Annotated in this window: 6 protein-coding genes and 1 pseudogene; 2 read left to right on the top strand and 5 right to left on the bottom strand. The window is 62.7% G+C overall.

The window, feature by feature from the left end:
- The first annotated feature begins 342 nt into the window (after positions 1-342).
- Together mltF and B3E94_RS00110 are read left to right on the top strand one after the other, a co-directional pair.
- A complete protein-coding gene (gene mltF, locus B3E94_RS00115; protein ID WP_286911839.1) occupies positions 343-1,800 on the top strand; it encodes a membrane-bound lytic murein transglycosylase MltF in 1,458 nt (485 codons plus the stop codon).
- A 136-nt stretch (positions 1,801-1,936) separates the two neighbouring features.
- On the top strand, positions 1,937-2,416 hold the full coding sequence (locus tag B3E94_RS00110; RefSeq protein ID WP_286911837.1) for a hypothetical protein: 480 nt from the start codon (positions 1,937-1,939) through the stop codon (positions 2,414-2,416).
- A 77-nt stretch (positions 2,417-2,493) separates the two neighbouring features.
- On the opposite strand, the gene tadA is transcribed toward B3E94_RS00110, so the two are convergent.
- The 5 genes and pseudogenes from tadA to B3E94_RS00085 all read right to left on the bottom strand — a co-directional run.
- Complete coding sequence (gene tadA, locus B3E94_RS00105) at positions 2,494-2,973, bottom strand: tRNA adenosine(34) deaminase TadA (protein ID WP_286911835.1); 480 nt, start codon at positions 2,971-2,973, stop codon at positions 2,494-2,496.
- Positions 2,973-4,355, bottom strand: a complete 1,383-nt coding sequence (locus B3E94_RS00100) for a multicopper oxidase family protein (RefSeq protein WP_286911833.1) — start codon at positions 4,353-4,355, stop codon at positions 2,973-2,975. Before B3E94_RS00100 ends, tadA begins: the two co-directional genes overlap by 1 nt.
- Positions 4,356-4,525: 170 nt before the next feature.
- On the bottom strand, positions 4,526-6,103 hold the full coding sequence (gene guaA, locus B3E94_RS00095) for a glutamine-hydrolyzing GMP synthase (protein ID WP_176514690.1): 1,578 nt from the start codon (positions 6,101-6,103) through the stop codon (positions 4,526-4,528).
- A gap of 77 nt (positions 6,104-6,180) precedes the next feature.
- Positions 6,181-7,650, bottom strand: coding sequence for an IMP dehydrogenase (gene guaB, locus B3E94_RS00090; protein WP_286911830.1), 1,470 nt, complete (start codon positions 7,648-7,650; stop codon positions 6,181-6,183).
- An 86-nt stretch (positions 7,651-7,736) separates the two neighbouring features.
- Positions 7,737-7,853: pseudogene (locus tag B3E94_RS00085) on the bottom strand (sugar ABC transporter ATPase); the annotation flags it as partial.

The raw sequence follows: 7,853 nt of genomic DNA, 5'->3' as shown, positions 1-7,853 counted from the left end.
ACAGTCTGTTTCGGGCCAATCTATCCTGTGCCAGATGGACTGCCCGCCTTGGTGCATGACTGATAACTGATGAAAAGCAGTTGCGCCCACCTCAATATCGAAAGAAACAAACAAGGCGGGCAGTGGAGACCTCACAGGAGCGACTGGCCCGAAACAGACGGTGGGAGCGGGCTTGCCCGCGATGCGCCGCCCGCACGGCGCTCGGTCTCACAGGCGCCACACCTCTCAAGCCAACCACCTGTTGGCCCTGATGCAATCTCACCCCACCACACAACCCGCTAGCAGACAAGCTATCTGTTGTCGAGATATGGCTGGGCCAGTCCTTTGCGTATACTGCAACCTATGTTCGCCCACACTGCTTTGCGCCAGCGTTGCGCCAAATGGCTCTTCGCAACCGGACTCTTTCTGATGCTCGGTGCCTGTGTTGAAAAACCCAGCACCCTCGAGCGCGTGAAGGAGGATGGCGTGCTGCGTGTAATTACCCGCAACAGCCCGGCCACCTACTTCCAGGACCGCAACGGCGAAACCGGCTTCGAATACGAACTGGTCAAGCATTTTGCCGACGATCTCGGCGTCAAGCTGGAGATCGAGACGGCCGACAACCTCGACGAGCTGTTCGATGACCTCGGCAAGCCCTCCGGCCCGGTACTGGCGGCAGCGGGCCTGGTCAGCAGCGAGCGGCGCAAGGCCCAGGCCAAGTTCTCCCACCCCTACCTCGAAGTGACCCCGCAGGTCATCTACCGCAACGGCCGGCCGCGCCCCACCGACGCCAAGGGCCTGGTGGGCAAGAAGATCATGGTGCTCAAGGGCAGCAGCCACGCCGACCAGCTGGCCGAGCTGAAAAAGCAGTACCCGGGCCTGGAATACGAAGAATCCGATGCGGTCGAGGTGGTCGACCTGCTGCGCATGGTCGATGAAGGCCAGATCGACCTGACCCTGGTCGATTCCAATGAACTGGCGATGAACCAGGTGTACTTCCCCAACGTGCGGGTCGCCTTCGACCTGGGCGACACCCGCGACCAGCGCTGGGCAGTGGCGGCAGGCGATGACAACAGCCTGCTCAACGAGGTCAACGAATACCTCGACAAGGCGCAGAAGAACGGCACCCTGCAGCGCCTGAAAGACCGCTACTACGGCCATGTCGACGTACTGGGCTATGTCGGTGCCTATACCTTCGCCCAGCACCTGCAGCAGCGCCTGCCCAAGTACGAGAAGCACTTCAAGAGCTACGCCAAGGTCGAGCAGGTCGACTGGCGCCTGCTGGCGGCGATCGGCTACCAGGAATCGATGTGGCAGCCCGAGGTCACCTCCAAGACCGGCGTGCGCGGCCTGATGATGCTGACCCAGCGCACTGCCCAGGCCATGGGCGTGTCCAACCGCCTGGACCCCCGCCAGAGCATCCAGGGCGGCGCCAAGTACTTCATGAAGATCAAGGCCGAGCTCGACGACAGCATCCAGGAGCCAGACCGCACCTGGTTCGCCCTGGCCGCCTACAACGTCGGCACCGGCCACCTGGAAGACGCCCGCACGCTGGCCAAGCGCGAGAAGCTCAACCCGAACAAGTGGCTGGACGTGAAGAAGATGCTGCCGCGCCTGTCGCAGAAGCAGTGGTACCGGCAGACCAAGTACGGTTATGCCCGCGGGGGCGAGCCGGTGCACTTCGTGGCCAACATCCGCCGTTACTACGACATCCTCACCTGGGTGACCCAGCCGCAGCTCGAAGGCCAGATGGCCGAGGGCAACTTGCATGTGCCTGGGGTGAACAAGGACAAGCCGGCGGAACAGTCGCCGCCGATGTAATTGCTTCGCTCCCCCGTTTGATTGTTCCCGCCATAACATCCTGTTCCTGTCACAGCTACTGATAAAACTGTCAGTAGCGAATGACCGCGCACCCTAATAGATTCTGAGCCTCCATTATCCAGACAGGGTGAGAGTCATGAACAAGACACAACGCTCGATCAGCGCATCTTTTTTGACTTTTGCATTTGCCGCACTGGCGAATCAAGCGAGCGCTGCCGACTCATCGTCTTTAGATAAATTGCAAATGTACAAAAATAACAATGGCGCTGTTTGCGGTACTTATGACCTCCCCACCTCCGGAGCCCAATACCTTGGCGATAACGCCTGCAAGAACGACGAGGTCTATCGATTTCTCGTAAACAAACAAGGGGGCTCATCCTACACCATTACCTTTGGTTCAGATAAACCGAAAGGCAGTCGATGCGAGGCGGGTAACTGGACATTTACCGTTCGGGCTGAGCCGGGGTTAGTTCCCGTTCAAGTCGAACTGGAAACACTCAAGAACACACCCAACAATGCATACATTGTTGAAAATCTGAAAATGGTTGAAAACAATTACAAGAAGGGCAACGTGAAAGGAAAACTTTCGTGCGTGGATGCCAGGAAAGACAACTAACCCGCGCTAGCAATTAGTGCCGACCTGAGCCTTGCCGGCCTCTTCGCGAAAAGCATCCACGAAGAGGCCGATAAGGATCAAGACCTGGCCCGTCGGGCCTTGAAGAATTCACTGAGTATCTGCCCGCATTCTTCCGCCAGCACGCCCCCCTCCACGATAACCCGATGGTTGAGAAAGCCCTGCCCGAAGAACTGGCCCTGGCTCTCCACGATACCCGCCTTGGGCTCGAGCGCGCCAAACACCACCCGCGAAACCCGCGAATGCACGATCAGCCCCGCACACATGCTGCAAGGCTCCAGGGTCACATACAGAGTGCTTCCTGGCAGCCGGTAATTGCTGACCGATTTCGCTGCGGCACGGATGGCCACCATCTCGGCATGGGCGCTGGGGTCGCTGTCGAGGATCGGCCGGTTGAAACCCTGCCCGATCACCTGGCCATGCTGCACCAGCACCGCCCCCACCGGCACCTCGCCCAGTGCGGCGCCTTCTGCCGCCAGGCCGAGGGCCAGGCGCATGAATTCCTGATCGCGGCTGCGATCGATGATCTGCGGGCGCATCAGACCACCGCGATCGCGGCCATCAGGCCGGTTTCCATGTGGTCGATGACATGGCAGTGGAACATCCAGGTGCCAGGGTTATCGGCCACCAGCGCCACCTGGGCGCGTTCGTTCTTGCCCAGCAGGTAGGTGTCGGTGAACCACGGCTCGACGATGTCGCGGCGGTTGGAGGCGATCACCTTGAAGCTCATGCCGTGCAGGTGGATCGGGTGCTGGTACTGGGTCATGTTCTTCAGCTCGAAGATGTAGCTCTTGCCCTTCTGCAGCGTGGCGATCGGGCGGTCGGCGCAGGTCTTGTCGGTGATGTCCCAGGCCTGGCCGTTGATCTGCCACAGGCTTGGCGGCTTGCCATTTTCGGTGTTCACCGACACCTTGCCGACCCATTCGAAATTGAAGTTGAGCTTCTCGGCATTCGCCAGGTCCGGCTCGGCCACCGGGTTGGCCGGCAGTGCTGGCGGCCAGTCGCTCGGCGCGTCGTTGCTGGCCACCGAGCGCAGGGTGCCCAGGCGCACGAAACCGTCACGCAGGGAAATTTCCTCGCCCGCCTCGGGGATGCGAATCGCCAGGCAGATGCGCATGCCTGGGCCCAGCCAGTACTCGTCGTCCATGGGCCGCGGGGTCACCGGGTTGCCGTCCAGGGCGTAGATCTTCGCCTCGCAGTTGCCCTTGAGGTTGAGGCGGTAGGTCCAGGTGTTGTCCAGGTTCAGCAGGCGCAGGCGCACCACCTGCCCGGCCGGCAGCTCGGTCACCGAATCGGCCTGGCCGTTGATGGTGATCAGGCGCCCGGCGGTGCCGTTGCGCGCCGCTTCGCGGGGGATGCTGAACGGCAGCCAGGCGCCCTGCTCGTCCACGTGCCAGTTCTTCAGGCTCAGCGTGCGCTCGTGGCGGAAACCAGTGGGCTCGCGTTCCTCGACGATCAGCGGGCCGACCAGTCCACGGCCCAGCTCCTCGGAGCTGCTGACGTGCGGGTGATACCAGTAGCTGCCGGCATCCGGCACGCGGAACTTGTAGTCGAAGTACTCGCCCGGCTTGACCGGCAGCTGCGACACATAGGGCACGCCGTCCATTTCCAGCGGCAGGCGGATGCCGTGCCAGTGAATGGTGGTTTCCACCGGCAGGTGGTTGATGAAGCGCACCCGCAGCCAGGTGCCCTGGCGTACCCGCAGCTCGGTGCCCGGCGCCGAGGGGCCGAAGGCCCAGGCCTCGGTCTTGAAGCCAGGCACCAGCTCCACGTCCAGGGGCGCGGCGATCAGCTCGTAGTCGTGGCCGGCGTTCTCGTCCTCCACCTTGCCCAGCCAGTAGCGCGCAGCGCCCCCGGCGCCCAGGCCTACCACAGCAAGGCCGGTCAGGCCCTTGAGCATTTGTCGACGGGTAAAGGACATCGGTGCAGGTACCTCGTTTCGGCGCAATCAAGCTGCCAGCATGGCTGGCGATGAAGGGCGAATACGATACACCTGCAAATGGGAAATATTAAGTGAAGTCTTGTCGCAGGGTGGGATGTCAACGGGCATGGATACGACAAGGGCGCCTTGCGGCGCCCTTGTGGCTCAACTCATTCCCACTCGATGGTGGCTGGCGGCTTGCTCGACACGTCGTAGGTGACGCGGGAGATGCCGTCGATTTCGTTGATGATGCGGCCGCTGACGGTTTCCAGCAGCTCGTAGGGCAGGTGCGCCCAACGTGCGGTCATGAAGTCCACGGTTTCCACGGCGCGCAGTGCGACGACCCAGGCGTAGCGGCGGCCATCGCCGACGACGCCCACCGACTTGACCGGCTGGAACACCACGAAGGCTTGGCTGGTCTTGTGGTACCAATCGGCCTTGCGCAGCTCTTCGATGAAGATGTGGTCGGCGCGACGCAGGATGTCGGCGTATTCCTTCTTCACTTCACCGAGGATCCGCACGCCCAGGCCCGGGCCCGGGAACGGGTGGCGGTAGACCATGTCGTAGGGCAGGCCCAGCTCCAGGCCGATCTTGCGCACTTCGTCCTTGAACAGCTCACGCAGCGGCTCGACCAGCTTGAGGTTCATTTCCTCCGGCAGGCCACCGACGTTGTGGTGCGACTTGATCACGTGGGCCTTGCCGCTCTTGGCGCCAGCCGACTCGATCACGTCCGGGTAGATGGTGCCCTGGGCGAGGAACTGGATGTTGTCCAGCTTGCTGGCTTCGGCATCGAACACGTCGATGAAGGTGCGGCCGATGATCTTGCGCTTCTTCTCCGGGTCCGCTTCGCCTTCCAGGTTGTCGAGGAACTGCTTCTCGGCGTCGGCGCGGATCACCTTGACGCCCATGTTCTCCTTGAACATGGCCATCACTTGGTCGCCTTCGTGCAGGCGCAGCAGGCCGTTGTCGACGAATACGCAGGTCAGCTGGTCGCCGATGGCGCGGTGCAGCAGGGCGGCAACCACGGAGCTGTCGACGCCGCCGGACAGGCCCAGCAGGACGTTGGCCGAACCGACTTGCTCACGCACCTGGGCGATGGCGTCTTCGACGATGTTGGAGGGGGTCCACAGGGCTTCGCAGCCGCAGATGTCCTGCACGAAGCGGGACAGGATGCGACCGCCTTGCTTGGTGTGGGTCACTTCCGGGTGGAACTGCACGCCGTAGTAGCCGCGCGCATCGTCGAACATGCCGGCGATCGGGCAGCTCGGGGTGCTGGCCAGCACGTGGAAGTCGCCCGGCATCTGGGTGACCTTGTCGCCGTGGCTCATCCACACGTCCAGGCCCAGTACGCCGTCGTCGTCGACGTGGTCTTCGATGCCATCGAGCAGGCGGCTCTTGCCGACCACGTCGACGCGGGCATAACCGAACTCACGCAGGTCGGAACCTTCGACCTTGCCGCCCAGCTGCTCGGCCATGGTCTGCATGCCGTAGCAGATGCCCAGCAGCGGTACGTTCAGGTCGAACACGGCCTGCGGCGCGCGCGGGCTGTTGGCTTCGTGGACCGACTCGGGGCCGCCGGCGAGGATGATGCCGCGCGGGTTGAATTCGCGGATCGCTTCATCGTCCATGTCGAACGGGTGCAGTTCGCAGTACACGCCGATTTCGCGCACGCGGCGGGCGATCAGCTGGGTGTACTGGGAACCGAAATCGAGGATCAGGATGCGGTGAGCGTGAATGTCGAGGGCCATGACTCAATCTCGTCAGTGGAAATCGGAAACGACGCGGGGCTGTTCGTGACAGCCCCGTTCGGTTATTGCTTGAAGCCTCAGCCTACGCGGTAGTTAGGGGCTTCTTTGGTGATCTGCACGTCATGCACGTGGGACTCGGCCATGCCGGCACCGGTGATGCGCACGAATTCCGGCTTGGTACGCATCTCTTCGATGGTCGCGCTGCCGGTGTAGCCCATGGACGAACGCAGGCCGCCCATCAGCTGGTGGATGATCGCGGCCAGGGCGCCTTTGTAAGGAACGCGGCCTTCGATGCCTTCCGGTACCAGCTTCTCGGCGCCGGCCGAGGAGTCCTGGAAGTAGCGGTCGGAGGAGCCTTGCGCCTGTGCCATGGCACCCAGCGAGCCCATGCCGCGGTAGGCCTTGTAGGAACGGCCCTGGAACAGCTCTACTTCGCCCGGTGCTTCTTCGGTACCGGCGAACATCGAACCCATCATCACGCAGGACGCGCCGGCAACGATAGCCTTGGACAGGTCACCCGAGAAACGGATGCCGCCATCGGCGATCAGCGGCACGCCAGTGCCTGCCAGTGCAGCGGCGACGTTGGCGATGGCGCTGATCTGCGGCACGCCGACACCGGCGACGATGCGGGTGGTGCAGATCGAGCCTGGGCCGATACCGACCTTGACGGCGTCGGCGCCGGCTTCAGCCAGGGCCTTGGCCGCAGCGCCGGTGGCGATGTTGCCGCCGATCACCTGCACTTGCGGGTAGGTTTCCTTGACCCAGCGAACGCGGTCGATCACGCCTTTGGAGTGGCCGTGGGCGGTGTCGACCACCACCACGTCAACGCCGGCGGCAACCAGGGCGGCAACGCGCTCGCCGGTGTCCTTGCCGGTGCCGACCGCAGCGCCGACGCGCAGGCGACCCTGGTCGTCCTTGCTGGCCAGCGGGTAGGCCTTGGCCTTTTCGATGTCCTTGACGGTCATCATGCCCTTGAGGCTGAACTTCTCGTCGACGATCAGGACTTTTTCCAGGCGGTGCTTGTGCAGCAGCTCGCGGACTTCGTTCTTGTCGGCGCCTTCGCGGACGGTGACCAGGCGCTCTTTAGGCGTCATCACGTCGCGCACCTTGGCATCCAGGCGGGTTTCGAAACGCACGTCACGGGAGGTGACGATACCGACCAGGTCGCCGTTCTCCAGCACCGGAACACCCGAAATGTTGTTCAGGCGGGTCAGGTCGAACAGGTCGCGCACGGTGGCGTCGGCTTCGATGGTGATCGGGTCCTTGACCACGCCAGCCTCGAACTTCTTGACCTTGCGCACTTCGCCGGCCTGCTGCTCGATGGTCATGTTCTTGTGGATGATGCCGATACCGCCTTCCTGGGCCATGGCAATGGCCAGGCGCGCTTCGGTCACGGTGTCCATGGCGGCGGATACCAGCGGAATGTTCAGCTCGATGCCACGGGTCAAACGGGTCTTGAGACTGACTTCATTAGGCAGTACCTCGGAATAGCCAGGTACAAGGAGGATATCGTCGAAGGTCAGGGCTTCTTGGCTGATACGCAGCATCGCGGGGGCTCCCGGGCGGGAAAAATGGAAGCGCGCCATTATACTCATCCACGGCGCGCCGCTCAATGCAAAATAAGGGCCTTCGGTCAGCGATCTGGCAGTTTTACCTGCACCACCGCCACTGGCTGGTCGAGCCAGTCGGCAAAGCTGTCGAGAAAGGCCTGGGTAAACCCGGCCTCGCCCCAGTTGTTGAAGATGAACCC

It is taken from the genome of Pseudomonas sp. UBA6315 (assembly GCF_002438125.1).
In the GTDB taxonomy this organism is placed as follows: Bacteria; Pseudomonadota; Gammaproteobacteria; order Pseudomonadales; family Pseudomonadaceae; genus Aquipseudomonas; species Aquipseudomonas faucium.
This window is presented reverse-complemented; position numbering and strand designations above follow the sequence as displayed.